This window comes from Chryseobacterium sp. Marseille-Q3244, assembly GCF_940807095.1.
GTDB lineage: Bacteria > Bacteroidota > Bacteroidia > Flavobacteriales > Weeksellaceae > Chryseobacterium.
Genome location: NZ_CALNWX010000007.1, coordinates 80,123 through 102,436 on the forward strand (window position 1 = coordinate 80,123; position 22,314 = coordinate 102,436).

Below are 22,314 nucleotides of genomic sequence, written 5' to 3' on the forward strand. Positions count from 1 at the left end.
AAAGGTATTATTTTATATTTTTTAATTCTTCCAACAGTTTGTTCTGTTTATTGATAAAAGCGTCCAAACTGTCTGTTTTTAAAGGATGGGCATTTTGATACTTTTCAATTTCAGAAAGCGTTTTTCTGATTTTAAAGGCAGTATATAAGTTGTTCAGATTGATATTGTTTTTATTAATTTGTGCAATCAGTGAAATAATATTCTTGGTTTTTACACTGTATTGATCTGCACTGGTTTGAATTTCTTTTTCAATTTGCTGTTTGATCAAAGAATCTGTAATAGATTTTGCTGAATATCCGGCTTCTTTGTAAAACGCTTCAGATTTGCCAAGTATTTCATTATATGTTTTTAAGAGCTTGGCACTTTCTTTTTGCGCTTTCAGTATTTTATCATCAAGTGCTTTAAGGTTTTTATCATTTTTAATAAGCTCAGAATAAGTTTTATCAATAAGATTATCATTACGATAGCTTTCAAAAGATCCTGATACAGAAGATTCTGCATTATCAATAGCATTTTCTATAATGGGAGGATTTTGATGCTGACTTTCTCTACAGGAAAGTACAGATAAAGCCAATGTTATTGCGAAAAGTATTTTTTTCATTGTGATTTTAGTTAAGTTTATATTGTATTGGTGGAAATTGATGTCTTATCTATTAGTTGATAGGGTTTTAATAATTGTTACAAATGCTATATCTACAAAAATAAAAAAAACGGAGCCTGAAAACAGACTCCGCTTATAAAATTGTTTGCGCTAAAATTATTTACCTAAATAAGATTTAAGGATCTTACTTCTGGTATTGTGTTTTAGTCTCTTAATTGCTTTTTCTTTGATCTGACGAACTCTCTCTCTTGTAAGATCGAAAGTTTCACCAATTTCTTCTAAAGTCATTGGGTGTTTTCCGTTCAATCCAAAGTATAATCTTACCAAATCAGCCTCTCTTGGAGTTAAAGTATTCAATGCTCTTTCGATTTCAATCTGAAGAGATTCAAGCATTAAATCTTTATCAGGACTTGGAGATTCTCCTGAACGTAATACATCATAAAGATTAGAATCTTCACCTTCTACTAAAGGTGCATCCATAGACAGGTGTCTACCGGAGTTTTTCATAGATTCTTTGATATCTTCCTCACTCATGTCAAGAACTTCAGCCAATTCTTCCGGAGAAGGGGGTCTTTCATTTTCCTGCTCAAGGTGAGCGTATGCTTTATTAATTTTATTGATGGAACCAATTTTGTTCAACGGAAGTCTTACAATTCTTGATTGTTCAGCTAACGCCTGTAAAATTGATTGACGGATCCACCATACTGCATAAGAGATAAATTTGAAACCTCTAGTTTCATCGTACCTTTTTGCCGCCTTCATTAATCCTAAGTTACCCTCATTAATCAAATCGGGTAAGGAAAGACCTTGGTTTTGGTATTGCTTAGATACAGAAACTACGAAACGAAGGTTGGCTTTGATTAATTTCTCCAATGCGGCTCTGTCGCCAGCACGTATTCTTTGTGCCAATTCTACTTCCTCGTCCGCAGTAATCAGTTCCACTTTACCAATTTCCTGCAAATACTTGTCTAATGAAGCAGTTTCCCTGTTGGTAACCTGCTTAGTGATTTTTAATTGTCTCATTTATTTTATCCTCAAAAAAGAGTTACTATATAATATACGTATGGAAATACAAAAAGGTTACACAAGTTTTACTTTTTTATTAAATATTTTAATTGAATGTGAATAGAAGGCTCCAGGGCAGGATTTAAAAGTCGGAAATAATATCTTCTAAGCAAGAGAAATACAGAAAAGTAAATTTCTTATATCTTTTATTGGGAATGGCTGCTATTATTCCTATCCTTTGGAAGGTATCAAAAATTCAAAGGCTTTTTGACAGGATGGTTTAAAACAAATAAGCCTACAACATCAAACTTTAAATCTAGAACTTTAAACCAAAAAAACGGAACCGAAGTCCCGTTTTTATCTGTATCTATAAGAATTTTATTTTCAATTAGAATAACTCATTCAATACTTTAGCCAATCTCAATCCTCCGTATAACAATTGTCTTTCAAGAGTATCATTGAATTTGTATTGGTAATCATAAGATAATTTTGATCCGTCAGGAGTCTGTGCGTAGATCTTGTTGGCAATTTTGTGAGAATCATACAACCAGTCTTCCAGCGTTCCAGATTGAATCTGTGCAACTTCTTCTTTAGATTTAATATCCAAAAGTTTAGAATATTCTGTGTAGCTGTATTTTTGAGAATCTACTAATTTACCATCCCAAACAGAGTGTAAATTGGTTTTATCTCCAAAATAAGTAACATTGATTTTATTTCCTCCCAGATCCTCTGATCTTCCTACGTGTAGCGGCTGAGCCAGGTCTCCCATAATATGAATAAGGAAAATCAAAGCAATCTTTCTGTCTTTTGCCGATGTTTTTTCATCTTTAATCTGGCTGGATAAGGTATTTACCTGAGTGTAAAGACTTGGTCCTGCCTGCATTTTTAGATTTTGGTCAAAAGCTTTAAGATCAGTTTGAGGATCAATGTTTACATAATGCCATGATGAAGCCTGCTTCCAAACTCCCGTAGTATCAGATTTGATGAAATCCGGCCAGTTAGCCCAGTACGCAAGACGTTCCTTGCCCATTATTTTTTTGATTTCTCTCTTAGCCTTTCTGGAAAGGTGATTTTCCGCAATGTCTGCAATTACTCTGTGCCCCGTCAATCCCCACGCATAAGAATAAAGTGAAGAGGAAATGAATGCTAAAATCAGAATTTTAGAATAAATACTTTTCATTTTAAATAACAATTTTCAATCTGCAAAGATACATCCACCTTTCCGAATGAGCATACATTATCCTGAATTTATTTAAAGAATGATGTTAATAAAACTTAATCTGAATAAAATCGGGAATTGTGTTAGGTTTGGAGACAAATCTTATGAGGCGAAGGGCGGGATTCGGAGTTCAAAGTATAATAATAAGGAGCTGAATTGGAATTGGAATTTCATAGGAAAGCCTCCAGCTTAGCCCTCGAACCTTGAATTCAAAAATTATAACTCATTGATTATGAGATTTGAACTTTGAACTTTAAACCCAAGACAAATTTGCATATTACCGTATTTTTACGGAATTTACTGAAAATTATTCCTTTTAATGTCAATAAATTAGTATTTTTAGAATAAAATTATTGCCAAAATATTTTTTCAAACTTATGAGATATATTATCTTTACAAGTCATAATCACAGGAAACACTATGCATGAGAATAATATTGTAGATATGAACTATAATAAGCTGCAGACAGACTTTAAAGCAGAGGCTGTAGCTGTTAATCTTTTAAAATACCATCGGACGGTAAGCAATATATTTATTGAAAGAGTCGGTGTGAACGATCGTGCTTATCTTAAAGATATTAAAAGCATTTCGAGCAGTTATCTAGGTTTTGATGAGGAAGTTTTTACGATAGAAAGTTACAGGGAAGGAATTTATGATTACCTTCCTGAAGGATTGTTTCACCCACCTTCTCTCGGAGCTTCCAGAAAAAACGTAGATACAGTAGTAAGAGAGATCAGAAAGCAGAAAAGAGTAGAGGATGACGCGCGTAAATTTTTCCGTCCTTTTGAGCTGGAAGTTTTCTTTACAGAGATCAGTGCTCTTCTTAAAGAGTCTGAATTTGATATTACAAGCAATACGGATGCTTTACTGGAAACGGTAAGTGAACTTTGGCCGCTTATCGATATGCTGGATAAGCAAAGTGCCTATATATTTATGCATATTCTGCCGTTTTTCCACCAGATCCGTGGAGATAAAAGGTGGTTTGAAAGATGTATGACTGCTTTTCTTCAGGTTCCTGTTAAGGTAACCTTTTCTCCCAATGTTATTGATGAAATAGAAAAAAATGACGATTCAATGTTGCTGGGGAATTCAAGATTGGGGGTGACCTATATTCCAAGTGGAAGGCATATGGACGGACAACGAAACTGGGTGGTGAATATGGGCCCGATCCCTTATGAAGAAATGAAAAAATATATTCCGGGAAGTCCGTTCAGAAAGGTTCTAGAGACATTGTATGACTATTTTCTTCCTGTAACCGTGGATATAGAAGAGAATTTTGTTACAGAAAAGCTGGAATACTCGTTCAGTCTTGAGGATGATGAAAGAAATGCCAGCCGCCTTGGATACTCTACATTCCTCTAAATTATTTTATTATATTTACAACTACCAACAAAGTATAAATTCGAAAAGAAACAAATGGAAATTTCTTCAGTAAAAGGTATTTTTTTAAGGTATATTTTAATGCCTTTAATCGCAATCATCATGATGTTTATTCTGGGAATTATCAGAAGAAACAAACCTGCGATCAAAATTAAAGTAATTATTATATATGTTCTTCTGTGCAGTTTATGTCTGGCTTTACCAGGTTTTTTTGGATTTGCCGGGAATCTTTTTAATCCATACTGGTATCTCATTGCACAGGTTATTTACCTTATTTTTGGGATTATTCACGTTAACTTATTACACAAATATTTCAAAAAACATATTGATTCTCTGGCAATGAATATTTTGTTTGAATCTATACTTTCATTGACGTGTATTGTATTGGGTGGTTATTTGTTTACCCTATTATTCAACTGGATGAGTAAAGACACAGGGTATGCTGTGATGGCGGCTACAAGTATGCTGATCTTTGTAGTTCCTATGGTATTTTATTATTGCTATATTCAGTTTATCAGTATTCCTTTTGATATTTATAAAACCTGGAGATATTCTCCGGAACAAAAGCTTCCTGATTTTGAAGGGGCAGATTTTGACCGCCTGATGGTTTTGAATGTTGAATTAAGTAAAAACCTTGAAGATTCAAACCGATTCAGAATTAAAGCTAAGACTCTTCCCACTGGAATCACTTTTGGAGACTGGTTTTACAGAGTGGTAGATGATTACAACCATAAAAATCCAGGATCTATTATCCACCTTTCAGATGAAGTAAGAGAACCTTATTATTGGATTTTCTACACTAAAAAATCGTTTTTCAGCTTTAGAAAATATATAGATTTCGACCAGGACATTACTACAAACAGCATTTCTGAAAATGAAGTGGTTATTTGTAAGAGAGTCATTCAACATGAAGAGGAGGGAGTCGCAAGAAAATCATAAACACAAAAAATTAAAAAGTATTAAACATGATACAGCCTATTAAACATTTTGCAATCAACTGGGTGGATGGGATGAAAGTTTCCCAAAGACACCTAAATGATCAGGATAATTTCTTAATTGATACCATCAGAGATTCCAATTCAATTGGGATTACTACATATAACTATGGGCTTTTGCCTATTTCTACTGAGTATACAGACCGTACTATTTTTGATGTTCATAATACTGCTACTAATGATGTACAGTTGGTAATCAAAAGATGCAGCGCTGTTACGATGGCAGGTTACCGTATTGAATTAAGCGACAGAAGAATCAGTGTAAAATCATTGGCAAAATCAATGAGTGAAGAGCAGGCTGATGGAGAATACTATATTTTGATTTCTGTAAATCCGTTTGATAAAGTTCCTTTTGGGGATATTGATCCTGAAGAAATTCCGCCACGTCATCCGAATGCACAGCCGAATCACCATATTGAGCTTCTTCCTGTAACGTCTTTGAACAGCAGCTATTCAGGAGGAAATTATCTGATTATCGGAAAAGTAGACTTAAAGGCAAACATTGCCCAGGTAGATTCTAATTTTATTCCACCTTGTACTTCGGTTCAGAGCCATCCGGCTTTGGTAGAATATTACAGTAGTTTTGCAAAATCTATTGGAAATCTGCAGCAATATGCTTTCAAAATCATTCAGAAAGCTTCTCACAAGAACCAGAATACAGCCTTAGCTCAGAATGTTAAGTTTGTTTGTAATACAATGGTAACTACTTTTGGCGATATGTATTTCCAATTCAGGAATATTACACCTTATCAGCCACCGGTATTTTTAATTGAATCTTTTGCAAGATTAGCCCTTCATTTATATAATTCTACACAACTTCTGGTTCCTGCCGAATTGGAAGAAATGCTGAACTATAGTTTAGAGTGGAGTGAAATTGCGCCTCATACTTTACTGAACCAACTTTCTATTGTAGCAGAAACAAATTACGATCACCATAATTGTGGAGAGCCATTATTGTATATTCAACAGATGCTAAGAAGTTTAGAAATTATTTTCTCTAAATTGAGCGAACTGGATTACATTGGTCAGAGAAAAGAAAATATTATTGTCAACGAACAGGAGGTTTCTACCAATACCAACCCAAAAAGAGGTTGGAGTGTACTAGACTAATACTAGTTATAAAATATAAAATCCCGAATGAAAATTCGGGATTTTTTTATTGATTATAAGAAACGGTTTATTTCTTTTCCAAAAGTTCCAAAGTGTGTTCTACATGTCCACCGCCTTTCCATTCGTCATGTCCGGGAAGAATAAGTGTAGCTTTTGAATATTTAGTTTGCAGTTTCTTCATGGTCTTTGGCCATTCTTCTACATTGGCTTCTTTAATATACCCTAAATCAGTAGCTGAGTTACTTTTTACAAGGCATCCGCCATCCAGTACATTGTATTTTGGAAACCATACTACTACATTATCAGCAGTATGTCCTTCACCAAGAAAATCTACCACAAATTCTTCCCCACCAATACGATAAGGTTTTCCAATCTTGGTGATTTCACTAGAGGTTGCTTTTCCATCTTTCTTCAGAAACTCATTGGTTTTAGTAGTGGCATAGGTTTTAATTCCTTTCTTATTAAAAAAGCTCAAATCTCCGGCGCGGTCATCATGGGAATGCGTAGCAAACACAGCAATAACAGGCAGGTTATGACGTTTTTTGATGGTATCCATCAGGCTTTGATATTGTACTTTTTCCCATGGAACATCAAATAAAACAACCCCTTTTTTAGTAACAAGATATACTGAATTCGCAGAATATTCTTTACCGCCGAATACTCCAAATGTTTTATAAATATATAAGTTCTTTTTAATGGGTGGTTCGATTACAAAATCTTTTACCTGGGCACCTGCAAAAGGGCTCAACAACATCGAAACAATAAAAAACTGAATACTTTTTTTCATAAATTTTTAAGGTAATAGTTAAAATTCTGGTACTTATGAGATAGACGAATCTCAATGGAATATTTTGCAAACGTAGTAAAATTAATCTTCGAAGTTTTTTCAGGGAAGAAGTTTAACCGTTTTTTAACAGTTGTGGAAGAGGGATTATTACTTGAGGGGGATTGTTGGAAAACGCAAGGGCGCAAGTTTTCTTTAATATCATATTTTCTAAGGCGCAAAGATTTTATCTCCGATAAAATTATATACCATTGAAAAATATTACGAATACACGAATAATTTCATTTATACTATCATCTATGTGTCTATGTAATTCAATCTTTTTAAACCAGACACATAGAATATTATACTTTATAGATGAATTTCAATAAAAAATTCGTGTATTCGTGGCAAAAAAAAGCTGCTTCATTGTTGAAGCAGCCCTTATGGCGATTATTTCTTTACCAATATTTTTTCTGTGGCTTTTTTACTGAGAATTTCTTTTTGACCATCAATTTCCAGGGTCATCGATTTATCAAAACTTTCAATTTTAATAACTTTTACCTTGGTATTAAGAAGAAGTTTTCGGTCATTTAAATAGGTTAGAAAAGCATCATCTGAAAGGGTCACAGAAGCAAAAATAACAGTTTCTCCTTCTTCACAGCTACTTAGTTTCTGAAGATCCTGAGCAATAATGTTCCCATCTTTATCAGGAATGGGTTCTCCGTGGGGATCAAATTTAGGATAATCCAGAATTTCGTCCATTTTATCAAAGAAGATCTGGGAATGGACATGCTCCAGCTGTTCTGCAATTTCATGGACGTTTTCCCAGCCGAAATTCATTTTTTTTACCAAAAACATTTCAGTAAGTCTATGTTTGCGAACGACTAACGCTGCTTCACGTTTTCCGCTGGCAGTAACGATTAGTGGTTTATAGGTCTCATAAATGACCCATTTTTTTTCTGCAAACTTTTTCATCATATTGTTAACGCTCGGCATTTTTACATTTAAAAATTTGCTGAGTTCGTTAATCGTCACCTTTCCTTCATTGTCAACTAAATGAAACAAAGCTTTCAGGTAATTTTCTTCTGTTAGGGTTGTTTTCAAAATGTTAGATGATTTTCACTACAAATCTAACAAAATAATATTAAAAGATCACTCTTGTTATTTTAACTTTTTTTAATTTTACTCTATGAAATTTTCATTTAAAAACGATTATTCTGAGGGATGTCACCCGAACATTTTACAGGCACTTTTACAATATAATCTTGATCAGCAAGCGGGGTATGGAGAAGATGAATATTCTTTGAAAGCAAAGGAATTAATTAAGACTAAAATTAATAAAAACAATTCTGATGTTTATCTGGTTTCCGGAGGTACACAAGCGAACTTAATTGTTATTTCTTCAGTTTTAAAACCTTATCAATGCGCTATTTCAGCCTCTACAGGACATATTTTGAACAACGAAACTGGAGCTATTGAAGCCACAGGTCACAAAATTTTAAGCATTGAAACGGAAGATGGAAAACTAAGACCATCAGATATTATTCCGGTGTTGGAAAATCACAGCAATGTTCCGCATCAGGTGATGCCCAAAATGATTTATATTTCCAATTCTACAGAACTTGGAACGATTTATCAGGCTAAAGAGCTGGAAGAACTTTCTGAATTCTGTAAACAAAACCGTCTTTACCTGTTTATGGATGGAGCAAGGCTGGGACACGGATTAACTTCTGAAATCAGTGATCTTACGCTGGAAAAAGTAGCGGAATTAACGGATATTTTCTATCTGGGAGGAACGAAAAACGGAGCTTTGATAGGAGAGGCCATTGTGATTAATAATCCTGCACTTCAGGAAGATTTTGCTTATAATATCAAGCAAAAAGGAGCGTTATTGGCAAAAGGACGGTTATTGGGGATTCAATTTATGGAACTGATGAAAGATGACCTGTATTTTGACCTGGCTAAACATGCCAACCAACAGGCAATGAAAATAAAAAATGCATTACAGGAAAAAGGGGTGGAATTTCTTTCAGATACCTATACCAATCAGATTTTCCCGATTATAAGTAATGATCTTATCCAGATCTTATCAGAAAGTTTTGAATTCTATGTCTGGAAAAAAATAGATGAAGAGTTTTCTGCTATCCGTCTGATTACTTCATGGAGTACCGGAGACGAGGCTGTTAATAGTTTTATTGAAATCATTAGAGAAGAGTTATAGGAAAGGAGGCTGGATGAAGGAAGATGGGAGTTTTGAAGCCTGAAAATACATTTAAGCTCATTTCTGTGAGATATGGATTTAAGCTATACATAAAAAACTATTAAATACTATGAATTCTATTTTTCCTGCAACCTACTCAACACTTTGCCCAACAGCTTTATCTGTACTTATTGCTGAAAAATATGGAGTAAAAGATGTTCGATGTAAACTTCTGGTTCGAGGAGTGGGAGATACTTATCTGATAGAATCGGAAAACGAATCCTTTATCCTTCGTATTTATCGTTCTTCTCATCGAAGTTTGAATCATATCAAAGAGGAAGTAAGGTTGTTACAGGCATTGAAAGATGCGCAGGTATCTGTTTCTTATCCGATAGCTGATCTTTCCGGACAGACCATTTTAAAGTTGAATGCTATAGAAGGAGAAAGGTATGCTGTACTGTTTTCTTATGCTAAAGGCAGGGTTGTTAGAGCTATGAACGACAATCAGCTTCGTATGATGGGAAATGAAATGGCTCGCTTTCATAATGTGTCTTCTGATTTTAAAGTAGAATATGAACGATGGAATTTTGACCTTCAAACTACTGTTTTTAACCCTTTGGAAAGGTTAAAGCCTTTTTTTACAGAGAACCCTGAAGATTATGAATGGCTGCAGACGATCGCTGCTCAGTTAGAACGTAAGTGGGCGGCTTTTGATACCTCAGAATTCTCAAAAGGATATTGTCATTTTGATTTTTTGCCTAAGAATTTTCATTTTGATCACGACACAGTTACCTTCTTCGATTTTGATTTTATGGGATATGGTTGTCTCGTTAATGATATTATGACATTTTGGTTGCATTTTGTACTGGATGTTTCTGCAGGAAGAATGACTGATGAAGAATTGCAAAACTCCTATCATATTTTTCTGAATGGATATAAGGAATATCGTGCAGTGAGTCCTGAGGAACTGGCTTCGGTACCATATCTTGCAGTTGGGTTTTGGCTCTTTTATATGAGTTTTCATACGACTCATGATCAGTTTTCTATATTTAGCCAGGCGGCACATTTAAAATTATATGTTGGGTTCATTAGGAATATTGTAGAAAATTATTGGGAGAAGGAAGTTTAAAGATTCTATTTTGTTGGAATTTTAATTTGTAATTCTGAACGGAATGAAATGAATAATCTCTTGGATCTTATTAGATTAATAATGGTATAAGTTTCTCGCAGATTGCACAGATTTCGCAGATGTTTGTGGTTTACAATTTATAAAACAAAATGCTGTTCTCTGGTGTTGAGAACAGCATTTTTATTTGACTTCAATAGAGTTTGTTTATTTTACGGCTTTGCTCACTACTTTACAGTCAGCTGCACTTAGCTTTTGTCCGTCTTTATAGCTGATTTTCTTTTCGTCAGCATATTTTGACTGTCCGTCTTCTTCTTTATGGTCTCCGATACCTTCTGTTAAAGCATTGTCTTTCTGTAAGAAATAAATATCTCTTTTGCTTTTTTTACCTTCAGAAGAAAATTCGTAGGTCAGTTTTAGAGTATCTCCAGATTTAAATCCTGTTACGTCTCCTTTTGAACTGTCTTTTTCACTGTTTTTATACGACAGTTTTCCGGTAATGGTTCCAAGGTTGTCGTCAATAGAAGCGAAAACACTGTCTTTTCCGGTTACTCCTACATAGCAGAACGATTTTGGCCCCAGCGTATCTACTACAGGTTCTTCTACTGCAATAGTATCAGTATTCACTTTAGGAGCAGGAGCTTCAGTTTTTTTATTACAATTGATTAAAAATGCTGAAACAGCACCTAATAAGATTAATTTCTTCATATCCTTAGTTATTTAAAATCAAATTTTGAAGCGCTAAATTAGTGATACTATTTATATATTAATGGATATTTTATAAAAGTTTAAAAATATCATTCACTTGGGCACGGAAAATGATTCATATTATTTTATTTTTAAATTCATATTATGAAGCAAACTGTCAGAAAGCTGGGATTAGGATTATTATTTTTAGGCGTAAATTTTTTGATGGGGCAAACACCTCAAAACTATATTTATACTTCATCGGGAGATTTGCAGAATATAGAAAATATGATTGTACGAAAAGATATTGGCGGAGTACAGATTGTCTATAACTGGAGAGCTTTGGAGACTTCAAAAGATGTTTATAATTTTTCAGGTATTGAAAAAGATTTAGCGTATTTAACTTCTTTAAATAAAAAATTGTTTATCCAGCTTCAGGATAGATTTTTTGAGCCTCAGGCAAGATATGTTCCTGATTATATTTTGAAGGAGAAGGAGTATACCGGTGGATTGGTGGCTCAATATGATAATCCGGGCGAGAATAAACCTGTTGGAAATGGTTGGGTAACCCAGCAATGGAATCCTGCAGTTAGAGCAAGGTATCAAAAGCTGATTGGAGAGCTGGGGAAAAGGTTTGATGGGAGAATTCAGGGAATTAATCTTCCTGAAACCTCAATAGATATTGAAATGAAAAAAGATAAAACCGGGTTTAGCTGTGACAACTATTTTCAGGCTGAGTTGGATAATTTAAAATTTGCAAGGCAAGCATTCAAAGCATCTCATGTATTACAATATGTCAATTTCTTTCCGTGTGAATGGGAAAATGATCATCAGTATATGTCCAGATTATTTGATTTTGCCGATAAAAATAAGATAGGGTTGGGCGGGCCGGACATTGTTCCTGATAAAAAAGCTCAGATGAAAAACTCTTATCCGTTTTTTAATCAATATAAAGGAAAATTACCATTGGTTGCTATGGCAGTCCAGGAGCCCACATTAACTTATATCAATCCAAAAACAAAAAAGCCCTTTACAAAAGAAGAATTTGTGAATTATGCACAGAATTTTCTTGGGGTTAATATTATATTCTGGAGCGTGGAGTCTCCCTGGCTGCAAAATTAGCGAACATTTAAAATATCTTAATGGTTTTAAATTATTGTTTAACCACAAAAGGCACAAAAGTTTTTGAATGCTTAGTTTATTAAGTTAAAAGCTTTGCGTATAGATAAGTGCACATAAGCTTTGAAAATCGTTGATTTTCTTATTGCATCCACTTTTTCATTGAGTATGTCGAATCTTTGATTTCTGTAAAAATCCAGGATGCTATTTTCAACCACAAAAGTCACAAAAATTTTTAGACACTTAAGTTATTTTAAGAGACAAGCTTTGTGTATAAAGAAGTGCACATAAGCTTTGAAAAATCTTTGATTTTTCATTTCCACTCTAACACTCTAACACTCTAACACTCTAACACTCTAACACTCTAACACTCTAACACTCTAACACTCTAACACTCTAACGCTCTAACGCTCTAACACTCTAGCACTCTCAAATTCTTAAACTCCCCCTAAATCCTCTCGCCGCATAATAAGAATCTGCACCGTTATGATAATAGAATACCGTATTGTAGCGTCTGTCGCAGAAAACAGCGCCTCCAAGTTCTCTGATTGAAGCAGGTGTTTGTATCCAGCTGGATGTTTTCTGATCAAACTTTCCTAACTCCTGAAGGTGGCGGTATTGTTCTTCGGTTAAAATGTCAATACCCATTTCTGATGCTTTATCAATAACATTGCTTTCCGGTTTGTTAGCTTTTCTTGATTCCCATGCGGGATAATCGTAGCAGAGGCTTCTGCGTTTGGGGCTTTCCGGAGAGCAGTCGAAGAAGAGATATTCATCTGTTTTTTGGTTATAATCCACTACGTCAGGCTCGCCTTCTGTTTCTTCCATTTCGTTTAAAGACCAGAGTTTTTCAGGACTGGCTTCTAGTTTGGATTGGATATTTTCCCATTTCAGTCCTTTGTGGCGGGGCATATTTTTTTCAAAACGGGTTTTCAGTACTTTTAAAAGGGCTTCGCTTTGTTCGGGAGTTAATGATTTCTTTTTCATGTTAAATTTTGTTTGTTCTTTTGAATGAATTGGTTTTTGTTTTTGGCAATCGCAAAGGCGCAAGAGACTTTTGAGGCTGATAATATTTTTAAGGCGCAATGATTTTATCTCCGATAAAATTGAATGCTACATAGTTTTATCTCATATTTGCTGAAAATCTTAGATTTTCTTGCGCCTTAAAAACAGCATTAGGTTTTAATTCTTAGCGTCTTTGCGATATTCCAACAAAATCAATGTAATTATCTGCATAAAATTTTTAATTGTGTATTAGTTGTCGCTGAGAGAGATTTTTCTGTTGGCAGGTCTGAAATACCATGAAATAATAACCAGCACAAAGAGCAATACAGCAGGGAAGGTTCTTCCGGCAATATCTCCCACAATAAGGTGTGAGATCACTGCTCCGGACATCACAAAGAAAAATCCCGCATAAGCCCATTCTTTTAATAGTAGCTGTTTCGGGATGAGAATGGCAATGACTCCCAATATTTTCCATACGCCGATAATGGTCATAAGATAAGCAGGATAACCCAGATTGGTAAAGTTGGCAAGCTCATCCTTATTTTTAATAAGCTGAACAATGGCGGTAGAAACCATACCTAAAGCCATCCAGAGGGTGAAAATCCAATAAATGATTCTTTTTCTTTTTTCTGATTTGTTTGATGTTTCCATAGTAATTTTGTTTTTGTGATTAGTCGTTAAGGCCTTTTCCTTCAAGGATTTGAGGAATGCATTTTTCGATTCTTGCTTCCTTGGTTTTGGATTGTTTGGCAGAGGAAAAGTAGAGTAGGTAAGCTCTTTGTCGGCCTGGTGTTAAGGCTTCAAAAGCATCTTTTAATATAGCATCCTGATCGAGTCTGTTTTGAAACTCTTCAACCATTTCAAAATCTTTGGTTTTCTTCATTTCAACCTTCACTCCGGACTCTTCAATCTCAACCGCTTCAAACATATACGCCCGAAGTTCCTTTTTAAGATCATTAATTTGGTGAAGATCTGTAAAACGGATTTGTCTCGCTGCCTGTACATTTTCAGACTGCTGAATTAAAATCTGGTCAGGATCTTTCATCAAAGCACCTTTAAAGAAGAGTAGGGCACAATATTCTTTAAATCCGTGAATTAAGAATATATTTTTCCCTTCATAGGTATAACACGGACATCCCCATTTTAAATCTTCTACCAATTCGGTACTTAGAGCAATGGTTCTTAATGCTTCAAATTCTTCTTTCCACTTTGTGGCTTTATCGAAGAAAAAATTAACTTTTGGATTCATGGAGTTGGGTTTTAGGGTTTGAGAGTATTAGAGTATTAGAGTATTAGAGTATTAGAGTATTAGAGTATTAGAGTATTAGAGTATTAGAGTATTAGAGTATTAGAGTATTAGAGTATTAGAGTATTAGAGTATTAGAGTATTAGAGTATTAGAGTATTAGAGTATTAGAGTGGGAGCTTTAAATTTGTAAATTTGGGAGGAAGAGAGTGATTGAGTCGAGGGTATTTAAACTTCTAATTTTCAGTATCTGAAATCTGAAATCTGACATCTGATATCTATTCAAACATTTCCTGCAAACGATTATGCGCCATATTAATTCCCTGAGCAAATGGCATTTTCAGATGTTGATCTCTGAAGTCTACGGATTTGTATATCGTCTGGATTGTGATTTTGCTGGTGGTATCCGTTAGTTTTTCAAATGCTAAAAACTCGATCTGAACCGGAAAAGGAGTGTTTTCCATCTGGAATGTTCTTATAATTTTCTCATTTTCAACAATATCATGAATGGTTCCGTTAGCACTAAACATTACTTCTCCCTGAGGATTAGAAGTTTCGAAACGGTAACTTCCATGTTGTTTGTTTTCAAACTTGGTCACTTTGGTTCCCATCCATTGTTCAAAAAGTTCGGCTTCTGTATACGCCTTAAAAAGCAATTCTACAGGAAGATCAAATTCTCTGATGATGAAGATTTCCTGTTTGCCATCTTCTGCGTGGATTTTTGTTTTTAGTTCCATATTTTGAGTTTGAGGGTTTTGGTGTTTTAGAGTATTAGAGTATTAGAGTATTAGAGTGGGAGGGTGAGAGCGTTTAAGGTTGTTATCCCTTCACCAACGATTGACGATTTACTTTACTCATTCTTTAAGTCATGGTACGCTTTCATCACACTTTCCAGCTTATTGAATTTCTCATCCCACATTTGTCGGAACGGCTCTATAAAGTCGGCTATTTCTTTCATTTTATGGGGATTAAGGTGGTAAGTAATTTCACGACCATTTTGTTCCGATCTCAGCAACTCACATTCTGTAAGGATCTGAAGATGCTTGGAAACGGTAGGTCTTGCAGTATCGAAATTGGAAGCAATGGCTCCTGCAGTCATGGATTGAGCAGCCACCAGCATCAATATGGATCTTCTGGTAGGGTCTGCGATCGCCTGGAATACATCTCTTCTTAAATTCATTGTGTAGTTATTTGACTACAAATATATGTGTAGTTATTTAGCTACGCAAGTTTTTTTTGAATTATTTATTTAATGTAAGAGAAAAACCCCTTATGAAATTAATTCATAAGGGGTTTCTATTTTCATTTAATTGGGCTTAACTGTAGATTTAATATCCTCCCACATTTTTTGTAATCTTTCATTTAGTTCAAGATTACGGTGAACTTTCTCAAAATGATGTGATTTTTGATCCTTATCTACTAAGCAAAGAGAGAAGAAAAAATGAGGCTTTAGTTCTTCTCCAAGCTTTTCAATATCAAATTTATCATTCGGGTATATGAAAATGATTGTAGACTCACATGGACTTTTAACACTTGTTGCTCCATGTCTTCTCAAACATATAAGTATACATTCCTTAGCTTGTTCATATTTACCTTCAAAATCATCATCGCAATTTATTACGTCATAAGATAAATGATATTTTCTTCCCAAAATTTCTGATACTAGTTTCATTGAATTAAATTTTTGCTAAAATATCATCATTGATTGATATAAAATTATGGATTCCCGTAATTTTGTTTTTTAGTTTTTATCCTATTTAACCTTTCGCATCGGAAATTTCTGGCTGGCCATTCTTCCGTTCATCATTCCTGAAATCTCTGCCATCAGAGAATCTTTTCCCTTTTTTTTATAGGCAATCATTTGCGGGAAATCATGAGCCGGATTTTCAAAGACAAGAGAAGTGGGATCTTTGATTTCTTTGGTCGCAAAGTCTACGGGAAGCTCATGGTTTTGATGCTTTACAGAAACAATATAATGCAGCTTTTTATCCTTTTCTATCAATCGGACAGACTCGAATAAAAGGGTGTCTTTATTTTTCAGATAATAGCTTTTTCCCTGAAATTCGGTAGGGCCTTTTCTTTTCCAGGTTTCATAGAGGCTTCCTTTGGGTGTTTGGGTTTCCCAGGTTCCGAGAAGCCATTCCAGTTTATTGAGTTCACCTTGTTGCTGAGCCCAGCTCCCCATCATCAGGATAGTGATGATGGCAGGGATGAGTTTTGTTTTCATTGCTGTCGTATTTTATCTCAGCAAAGTTCAGGATAGGAATGATCTTAAAATTGTAAAAATGCGACATCAGGAATCTGTACCATAAAATAAATAAGACATCTGAAGATTATCACCATAAAATTCTTTTGGGGTAAGCCCTGTAAATTCTTTAAAATCTTTGATAAAGTGAGCCTGGTCATAATATTCAGCGTCGTGAGCAAGTGCCGTAAGGTTAATATATTCCTTATGGAGAAGATGCTTGAGCGTTGACTGAAGTCTGATGGTTTTGGAAAGCTGTTTGGGACTCATACCAATTGCTGAAGAGAATCTGCGTTCCAATTGTCTGCGGTTGATATTGGTCTGCCGGGAGAGTTCATGTACAGAGATTTGCCCATTGACTTGCAACAGAATATCGACGGTTGATTGTACAATCTTGTCAATGGTTTCTGTGTTCAGTATTTCACTCAGGAAGATTTCTACCAGATCTATTTTCTCCTGTATGGTGTTGGATAGGAAAATCTTTTCTCCCAACTCAGTTCCGGCAGCTCCAAACAGGTCTTCTAGGGGAACTGCTTTATCATCCATTTCTTTGATGGGAATGGTGGCAAAAGGCAGAAAACCATTATGATGAAAACGGACAGAAAATATTCCGGTAATGCCTGTAGGTTCAATTCTTAAAGGTTCAGTAAGCTGCCCGAAAACACAGTATCTAGGCTGTACAATGGCTTTTCTATCAATATACTGTTTGTATAAGTCTCCATAATGGAAGATCATTTCCATGCAGCCATCAGGAACAATGGTTTGGGTTTGGGGAATGTCTTCTTTGGGACTGTCCAGCGTCCAGTAGCACTTGATGAGTGAAGCCAGTTCCGGATGGGGTTGGAATATCTGATAATCCATTGTATATAATGATTCTGATTGGCTAAAATTATTAAAAAAATGAAATCAATTCTAATAAACAATTGAAATGCAGTAGATTTTTCCCACGGATTTCACGGATTACACAGATGGATATGGATAATTAGAAGCAAAGTTTTATAATGTAATTACGTATTTTTAAGGAGCTAAAGGTAGTCAAGTGAACTTATCTGGTGAAGATTATGGATAAGAGCCGGCTTTATCCAGGCGATTGAAAATCGATTAATTCTTTGCTTACTTAAAATAGTAATCAACCATAAACTTTGTGTTTTAAAAGATAAAATCGTGGTATTTTAAAGTTAACACAAAAGTTATCATTTAATAAATCATTGAAATGCAGTGAGAAAAGCACTAGTCATGAAATAACCTTATCTTTGAAAGCCCAATGTTTTCTGAGCATTAATCAATAGTATCATCGATGAAATTTTTACTAGACTTTTTATTCCGTGTTTTACAGCTTTTTACAGAACCTTATTTTTTAGTATTTCTTGCAGTAGTCATTATCGCCTTGCTGAGAAGGAGGAATAAGAGTAAAAAATGGAGAGTAGGAATTCTTATAACAACCGTATTGATGATTATCTTTATAGGAAATGGGTTTCTGGGAAAACTAACTTCCGGATATCTGCAGGAAAGCTATCTCAATACACCTGATGTAAAAAATACAGTGGGTCAGATTCCTGTTATTGTTGTATTGGGTGGCGGTGTTGTAGATATTGACCATACAGAAAAATTACACACCATGTCTTATTCAAGAATGGTAACCGCTTATCAACTGTATCATGAGTTTAAGAAAAATAATCAGCCTTGTAAAATAATAATTTCCGGAAAAGGAAGAGGAAAGAAAAGTGAGGCAGAACTTTTCAGTGAAAATTTTAAAAAGATGGGGGTAGAAGATGCTGATATTATTAAAGAAGATCAAAGCATGAACACCTATCAGAATGCAAAATTTTCGAATGAGATTTTGAAAAAGATGGGAGCTTCAAACCTATATCTGGTGACTTCTGGTTTTCACATGAAAAGATCTGTTGCTTTGTTTCAGACTTTTGGATTAAAACCTATTCCACAGTCATCAGATTTTATAGATACTGAAATCACGGTATTTCCTAACAGTTATAATGCAGCATTTACCTTTGTCATGCTTAAAGAGGTCGTGGGAATATGGCAGGTGCAATTGTATAACAGTTTGGGGATGAATAAATAGTATTCTACTAAAGGGATAAGGAATTAATTTGGAACTATGTAATAATCTGAAGAAATATATCCTCAATTTTTTTAACGCAAAGAAAATTGATTGAACCGTTTTATTTTAAGTGAGCAAAGGGAGCGACTTTGTCGTTGAAGAAACTGTATGGCTACGCGTTCGCTTAGAAAGAATCAATGAAATTGATTCCACTTTTACTTCCTTAAAAATACCCAAGAAGTATGATAAAACTTTGCGTTAAAAATTAAATTAATCCAATAAATAAAATTCTGTTTATCAGTTTATTAATGACTATGATAAAATGCTATTTTTTTTAACGCAAAGAAAATTGATTGAACCGTTTTATTTTAAGTGAGCAAAGGAGCGACTTCGTCGTTGAAGAAGCTGTATGGCTATGCGTTCGCTTAGAAAGAATCAATGAAATTGATTCCACTTTTACTTCCTTAAAAATAAGAAGTATGATAAAACTTTGCGTTAAAAATTAAATTAATCTAATAAATAAAATTCTGTTTATCAGTTTGTTAATGGCTATGATAGAATGCTGTTTTTTTTAACGCAAAGAAAATTTTTTGAACCGTTTTATTTTAAGTGAACAAAGGGAGCGACTTCGTCGTGCATGGCTATGCGTTCGCTTAGAAAGAATCAATGAAATTGATTTCATCTTTGCTTCCTTAAAGATACCCAAGAAGAATGATAAAACTTTGCGTTAAAATTAAACTAATGCGATAAATGAAATTCTATTTCTCGATTTATAATACAGAGAACCGGACTCTTGAGTTAGCTTAAGTGTCCGGTTTGCTTTAAAATGTTAAACAGTTTTAATAAGTTTTGGCTAAAGCCAAATTGATTGTATTTTTTTATCGGATGGGCTAAAGCCCATCTCTATTGAATTTACTTACATGCGGTATTTTAAATTATCATCTTGTTTTCTCCAACGAAATCAGTATGTTTTTTCTATAAAATCTTTCAAAAACCACAGAAAAGCCCTGAAATACAAAAAAGTGATAAGAAGCCCAAATAAGCCGTATTTTCAATCCAGTACCTATGCTATCTGAGTGAAATTACAGGCGATTTATGGGCAAATTTCATTTTAGGCTAAAATGTTAGAGTTTTTACATTTTGAAGACATTAAATTTATGACCATCAGGATCTGCAAAGACAAAACCATAATAATTGTTTCCAAAACCTTCAGGTTTTGAGACTAAGGTTCCGCCAGCTTTTTCAACTTCTTCAGCCCATTGGTCTACCTGTTCATTAGTTTCTGCAGACACGGTAAATATGATTTCATTAGAGGTTTGGGAATCACCAAATGTTACCTGTTTTACATTAGTTTCTAATATATTTTTCAGAAAGAAATGAATAATAAAATCGTTTTCTCCGAAAAAGAAGCTTACTAACTCATCAGAAGTATGGGGATTATTGGGTTTACATCCTATTGCTTCATAAAATTTTTGAGTACGTTCCAAGTTGGCAACCGCCAGATTGGCCCAGATCATTTTAGGTTTCATAATATTCTATTTTTTGGTTAGGATAAAATTACTGCCTTTTACCCAGACAGAGCTTGTCATGTGGCAAGATTTTGTATTTTTAATGGACAGAAAGAAATCAATGGAAAAGATACTTGAGACATTAGATTTACATATTAAAAAATTAAGACCGGATTTTTATAGTCATTTAAAGGCACCATTGGCTGAAAAGGATATTCAAAGGCTTGAAAAACAATATGGTATCCGGATTCCTGAAGATCTGAGAGCGCTTTATAGGTGGAAAAACGGGCAGGCAAGTGATTGTTATGATTCTTTTGTGAATAATTCTATGTTGATTCCTTTGGAAGAGGCTTTGGACATTGCTCAGGAAATGACTTCGATGATAGGGACAGATTTTGAGATTGAAAACTGGTGGAATGAAAATTGGCTTCCCATTTTCCATAATGGTGGCGGAGATTATATTTCTTATGATCTAAAAGGAATTTTTACCGGTAATAAAGGTCAAATCCTTGAATTTTGGAACAGAGAGAATGACAGAAACGTTATTGCTGACAATCTCGGAGACTTTCTGAATCAGTTAAATCAATATTACGAAGATCATTCAGGTGAGTTTGATGAATTTTTTACTGTTGAGAATGGAAAAGGCTTTCCTAAGAGGTTTATGGTTGGGTAATTTAACATAATACATTTGAAGATCAATGAATTATGGATTTAAGAGGTGAAATAGAGCCGGATTTTAAAACGGCTGAAAAACGATATCCTGAAGTTTTAAAGCTTATTCTGGAATATACAGAGTATTGTGATGAGCATGGAGACGAAGATTCCGTTGAATATAAAAAGCTGGAAGATAAGCTTCATTCCATGACGGGAAAAGAAATGTCCTGGTTTAATCTTTGGGAATGGTGGGAAGGCGATGGAGCAGAGCATCTATCTTTTGATATCAGCTTACCAGATCCTCAAATAGTCACAGATATTACTAAGGATGAGCTTACCGAAATCATAAGAAGAATGAAGACTTTTGAAGTTCCTGACCCAGATGATTTGTCTTTTAAAGGGATGTTTTATCATTATATATGTTTTGGAAGCAGTTATTTTCCTGATTTTTTAAAATTGAATTTCAATAGATATGATATTAAATTATTTCAGTCTCACAAAGATAAAAACGGTAATTACTATGAGTATAACCAGGAAGAAATAACAGATACATTGTGGAATGGAGGTCTGAATAACCCTATGAAAAAATAAAAAATGAACAATACTATCATTAATAAAATCAAAGCTTTAGGTGGAAATACAGATGCTGTACATGCAGATCAAAGCTTTATAGAGAATTGGAAACAGATTAAATTTCCTCACTATTTGTATGATAAAGACTGGGATGTTTATGGGATTGACCAGTTTTATGAAGAGAATAAGGAATTCTATCAGAATCAACAGGACAAATTCTATGAGAATCTGATGTCGCATTATTTTTCAGCGCATGACTCAGCGTATGGACAATATTTTGTGAAAGATTGGATGTTTACTCCTTTTAAAGAAGGCTCAGAAGACCAGGAAGAATTTGAGGATTTGATTGATGAAAACTATGTACAGGAGGTTGTGGGGATTTCTAAACCTGAATTTTTCTGTATTCTCTATTCCTACGGATATCCGGATCATTATTTCATCTGTACGAAAGATCCTGATCAGTCTAATCCAACCGTTTACAGCACAGATCATGAGGTCTATTTTGATGAGCTTGATAATAAAGGTAAGCTTAAAGAATTTCTGGATCGGTTTATGACGAAAGATGAGTTCCTTGAAGTAGTTAAGGGATATTTGGCAGAGAAGTTTGGGGAATAGAGGTTTGGGTTTTGGCTGGAAGCTGGATGCAGGAAGAGGGAGGTACTTGCAGTGTTGAGAGGACAATTTCTTTTTTTTTATTTAAATTGATAACTAGTTTAAAATTAAAGCATTAAGAAGTTTGCTGGAAGAGGGAGGTAATTAAAGTGTTCAGAAGAAGAACATTTTTTTAACTATTTTACAGTAATTTTGCTGATTATCA

General features: G+C 34.5%; 25 protein-coding genes. 10 read left to right on the forward strand and 15 right to left on the reverse strand.

Features of this window, described 5'->3' with window-relative positions; genetic code table 11:
* Nucleotides 1-7: 7 nt before the first annotated feature.
* The 3 genes from NBX25_RS13905 to NBX25_RS13915 form a co-directional block, all read right to left on the reverse strand.
* Nucleotides 8-601, reverse strand: coding sequence for a hypothetical protein (locus NBX25_RS13905; protein WP_250254062.1), 594 nt, complete (start codon nucleotides 599-601; stop codon nucleotides 8-10).
* Between the two features lie 156 nt (nucleotides 602-757).
* The gene (locus NBX25_RS13910; protein WP_002979276.1) at nucleotides 758-1,624 is read right to left on the reverse strand and encodes a sigma-70 family RNA polymerase sigma factor; all 867 of its coding nucleotides are present in this window, start codon (nucleotides 1,622-1,624) and stop codon (nucleotides 758-760) included.
* A gap of 370 nt (nucleotides 1,625-1,994) precedes the next feature.
* The gene (locus NBX25_RS13915; RefSeq protein ID WP_250254063.1) at nucleotides 1,995-2,786 is read right to left on the reverse strand and encodes a S1/P1 nuclease; all 792 of its coding nucleotides are present in this window, start codon (nucleotides 2,784-2,786) and stop codon (nucleotides 1,995-1,997) included.
* Between the two features lie 483 nt (nucleotides 2,787-3,269).
* On the opposite strand from NBX25_RS13915, the gene NBX25_RS13920 reads away from it, so the two are divergent.
* The 3 genes from NBX25_RS13920 to NBX25_RS13930 are packed head-to-tail and all read left to right on the forward strand — an operon-like array spanning nucleotide 3,270 to nucleotide 6,310.
* Nucleotides 3,270-4,187: a type VI secretion system baseplate subunit TssG gene (locus NBX25_RS13920; RefSeq protein ID WP_250254065.1), complete on the forward strand. Its 918-nt coding sequence runs from the start codon at nucleotides 3,270-3,272 to the stop codon at nucleotides 4,185-4,187.
* 54 nt (nucleotides 4,188-4,241) lie between these two features.
* Nucleotides 4,242-5,144, forward strand: a complete 903-nt coding sequence (locus NBX25_RS13925) for a TssN family type VI secretion system protein (protein ID WP_123911359.1) — start codon at nucleotides 4,242-4,244, stop codon at nucleotides 5,142-5,144.
* Nucleotides 5,145-5,170: 26 nt separating this feature from the next.
* Nucleotides 5,171-6,310: a hypothetical protein gene (locus NBX25_RS13930; protein WP_123911360.1), complete on the forward strand. Its 1,140-nt coding sequence runs from the start codon at nucleotides 5,171-5,173 to the stop codon at nucleotides 6,308-6,310.
* Nucleotides 6,311-6,377: 67 nt separating this feature from the next.
* Here NBX25_RS13930 and blaIND read toward each other — a convergent pair whose 3' ends face one another.
* Nucleotides 6,378-7,097: an IND family subclass B1 metallo-beta-lactamase gene (gene blaIND, locus NBX25_RS13935; RefSeq protein ID WP_250254067.1), complete on the reverse strand. Its 720-nt coding sequence runs from the start codon at nucleotides 7,095-7,097 to the stop codon at nucleotides 6,378-6,380.
* 429 nt (nucleotides 7,098-7,526) lie between these two features.
* Nucleotides 7,527-8,180, reverse strand: a complete 654-nt coding sequence (locus NBX25_RS13940; protein WP_123911362.1) for a metal-dependent transcriptional regulator — start codon at nucleotides 8,178-8,180, stop codon at nucleotides 7,527-7,529.
* Nucleotides 8,181-8,265: 85 nt separating this feature from the next.
* Here NBX25_RS13940 and NBX25_RS13945 point away from each other — a divergent pair, with 85 nt between their 5' ends.
* Both NBX25_RS13945 and NBX25_RS13950 read left to right on the forward strand, forming a co-directional pair.
* Nucleotides 8,266-9,297 carry a threonine aldolase family protein gene (locus NBX25_RS13945; RefSeq protein WP_250254069.1) on the forward strand — a complete coding sequence of 344 codons (1,032 nt, stop codon included), beginning with the start codon at nucleotides 8,266-8,268 and terminating at the stop codon, nucleotides 9,295-9,297.
* 109 nt (nucleotides 9,298-9,406) lie between these two features.
* Entirely contained in the window at nucleotides 9,407-10,405 is a 999-nt protein-coding gene (locus NBX25_RS13950; RefSeq protein WP_250254070.1) for a phosphotransferase enzyme family protein, read from the forward strand.
* A gap of 204 nt (nucleotides 10,406-10,609) precedes the next feature.
* On the opposite strand, the gene NBX25_RS13955 is transcribed toward NBX25_RS13950, so the two are convergent.
* The gene (locus NBX25_RS13955) at nucleotides 10,610-11,110 is read right to left on the reverse strand and encodes a hypothetical protein (RefSeq protein WP_250254072.1); all 501 of its coding nucleotides are present in this window, start codon (nucleotides 11,108-11,110) and stop codon (nucleotides 10,610-10,612) included.
* 144 nt (nucleotides 11,111-11,254) lie between these two features.
* On the opposite strand from NBX25_RS13955, the gene NBX25_RS13960 reads away from it, so the two are divergent.
* Nucleotides 11,255-12,211, forward strand: coding sequence for a hypothetical protein (locus NBX25_RS13960; protein WP_250254073.1), 957 nt, complete (start codon nucleotides 11,255-11,257; stop codon nucleotides 12,209-12,211).
* Nucleotides 12,212-12,637: 426 nt separating this feature from the next.
* On the opposite strand, the gene NBX25_RS13965 is transcribed toward NBX25_RS13960, so the two are convergent.
* The 8 genes from NBX25_RS13965 to NBX25_RS14000 form a co-directional block, all read right to left on the reverse strand.
* Nucleotides 12,638-13,195, reverse strand: coding sequence for a DUF4256 domain-containing protein (locus tag NBX25_RS13965; protein ID WP_250254074.1), 558 nt, complete (start codon nucleotides 13,193-13,195; stop codon nucleotides 12,638-12,640).
* A 267-nt stretch (nucleotides 13,196-13,462) separates the two neighbouring features.
* Nucleotides 13,463-13,864 carry a DoxX family protein gene (locus NBX25_RS13970; RefSeq protein WP_250254075.1) on the reverse strand — a complete coding sequence of 134 codons (402 nt, stop codon included), beginning with the start codon at nucleotides 13,862-13,864 and terminating at the stop codon, nucleotides 13,463-13,465.
* 19 nt (nucleotides 13,865-13,883) lie between these two features.
* The gene (locus NBX25_RS13975) at nucleotides 13,884-14,462 is read right to left on the reverse strand and encodes a YdeI/OmpD-associated family protein (protein ID WP_250254076.1); all 579 of its coding nucleotides are present in this window, start codon (nucleotides 14,460-14,462) and stop codon (nucleotides 13,884-13,886) included.
* A 274-nt stretch (nucleotides 14,463-14,736) separates the two neighbouring features.
* The gene (locus NBX25_RS13980) at nucleotides 14,737-15,195 is read right to left on the reverse strand and encodes an SRPBCC family protein (RefSeq protein ID WP_250254077.1); all 459 of its coding nucleotides are present in this window, start codon (nucleotides 15,193-15,195) and stop codon (nucleotides 14,737-14,739) included.
* 113 nt (nucleotides 15,196-15,308) lie between these two features.
* Nucleotides 15,309-15,638: an ArsR/SmtB family transcription factor gene (locus tag NBX25_RS13985; RefSeq protein WP_250254078.1), complete on the reverse strand. Its 330-nt coding sequence runs from the start codon at nucleotides 15,636-15,638 to the stop codon at nucleotides 15,309-15,311.
* A 126-nt stretch (nucleotides 15,639-15,764) separates the two neighbouring features.
* Nucleotides 15,765-16,130: a hypothetical protein gene (locus NBX25_RS13990; protein ID WP_123911373.1), complete on the reverse strand. Its 366-nt coding sequence runs from the start codon at nucleotides 16,128-16,130 to the stop codon at nucleotides 15,765-15,767.
* Between the two features lie 81 nt (nucleotides 16,131-16,211).
* Nucleotides 16,212-16,685, reverse strand: coding sequence for a DUF6265 family protein (locus NBX25_RS13995; protein WP_123911374.1), 474 nt, complete (start codon nucleotides 16,683-16,685; stop codon nucleotides 16,212-16,214).
* Nucleotides 16,686-16,751: 66 nt separating this feature from the next.
* The gene (locus NBX25_RS14000; RefSeq protein ID WP_250254079.1) at nucleotides 16,752-17,564 is read right to left on the reverse strand and encodes a helix-turn-helix domain-containing protein; all 813 of its coding nucleotides are present in this window, start codon (nucleotides 17,562-17,564) and stop codon (nucleotides 16,752-16,754) included.
* A 436-nt stretch (nucleotides 17,565-18,000) separates the two neighbouring features.
* Between NBX25_RS14000 and NBX25_RS14005 the strand changes: the two genes are divergently transcribed.
* On the forward strand, nucleotides 18,001-18,783 hold the full coding sequence (locus NBX25_RS14005) for a YdcF family protein (RefSeq protein WP_250254080.1): 783 nt from the start codon (nucleotides 18,001-18,003) through the stop codon (nucleotides 18,781-18,783).
* A gap of 1,112 nt (nucleotides 18,784-19,895) precedes the next feature.
* Here the strand turns inward: NBX25_RS14005 and NBX25_RS14010 are convergent.
* The gene (locus NBX25_RS14010) at nucleotides 19,896-20,291 is read right to left on the reverse strand and encodes a VOC family protein (protein WP_123911377.1); all 396 of its coding nucleotides are present in this window, start codon (nucleotides 20,289-20,291) and stop codon (nucleotides 19,896-19,898) included.
* Between the two features lie 100 nt (nucleotides 20,292-20,391).
* Here NBX25_RS14010 and NBX25_RS14015 point away from each other — a divergent pair, with 100 nt between their 5' ends.
* From NBX25_RS14015 to NBX25_RS14025, 3 genes are read left to right on the forward strand one after another with little or no spacing between them, the layout of a single operon-like run.
* Complete coding sequence (locus NBX25_RS14015; protein WP_250254081.1) at nucleotides 20,392-20,943, forward strand: SMI1/KNR4 family protein; 552 nt, start codon at nucleotides 20,392-20,394, stop codon at nucleotides 20,941-20,943.
* 32 nt (nucleotides 20,944-20,975) lie between these two features.
* Complete coding sequence (locus NBX25_RS14020) at nucleotides 20,976-21,515, forward strand: hypothetical protein (RefSeq protein WP_250254082.1); 540 nt, start codon at nucleotides 20,976-20,978, stop codon at nucleotides 21,513-21,515.
* Between the two features lie 3 nt (nucleotides 21,516-21,518).
* A complete protein-coding gene (locus NBX25_RS14025; protein WP_250254083.1) occupies nucleotides 21,519-22,112 on the forward strand; it encodes a hypothetical protein in 594 nt (197 codons plus the stop codon).
* Nucleotides 22,113-22,314 lie beyond the last annotated feature (202 nt).